1 protein-coding gene and 1 pseudogene are annotated in these 670 nt (G+C 55.2%); both read left to right on the top strand.

The window, feature by feature from the left end:
* Nucleotides 1–357 (top strand): thymidylate synthase (locus BLX41_RS36050; RefSeq protein WP_259745101.1); only part of this gene is annotated, 357 nt, incomplete at its 5' end.
* A gap of 88 nt (nucleotides 358–445) precedes the next feature.
* Nucleotides 446–670: pseudogene (locus BLX41_RS36045) on the top strand (tyrosine-type recombinase/integrase); the annotation flags it as partial.

Genomic DNA, 670 nt, shown 5'->3' with positions numbered 1-670 from the left:
AAGCAGATCAAGACCAGCAACCAGGCCGCCATTGACCTGGCCTTGAGCCAGGGCTACCGGCAGATCGCCGCAGGCGAGGAAGAGGGCCAGGGTTACGTGGTGCTGTACAAGGCCATCGATCAGGTGCGCCAGTGCGTCGATACCATCATCAACGACCCGGGTAGCCGGCGGATCCTGTTCCACGGCTGGAACTGCGCGCAGCTGGATGAAATGGCCTTGCCGCCGTGCCACCTGCTGTATCAGTTCCACCCCAATGTCGAGACCCGGGAAATCTCCCTGACCCTCTACATCCGCTCCAACGACCTGGGGCTTTTATCTGACGCAGCAAATAGCGCACAGTACGCGCTCGCAGCGTAAAAAAATTTGCCTTTCTTCCCGCTTTATCTTGATCTTGACAAGCTGCACATTCTGCATAGGATGGCGGCCTTCGAAAAAGGGGTAGTCGGTGAAGGTTGTAGTCAGAAAAAATCAGTTGATCGATCTAGAAGGGTCGATGCTCAACGAAGATGGGCAGCAGGTCGCCGGCCAGGCATACGTAACAGCGGTGGGGCTGTTCGATTTACAAGAGAGGCTTGCCCCGCTTCCAAGTGAATACCTAACTCGCGCTGTTCAAAGCGCTAGTCTTGCACTCGAATCTGCAGAAACTTATGGCCGGAATATTGGTTACTTG

This window comes from Pseudomonas protegens (genome assembly GCF_003732485.1).
Lineage (GTDB): Bacteria > Pseudomonadota > Gammaproteobacteria > Pseudomonadales > Pseudomonadaceae > Aquipseudomonas > Aquipseudomonas protegens_B.
The sequence above is the reverse complement of the archived record's forward strand: the minus strand, read 5'-3'. Positions and strand labels throughout refer to the sequence as shown.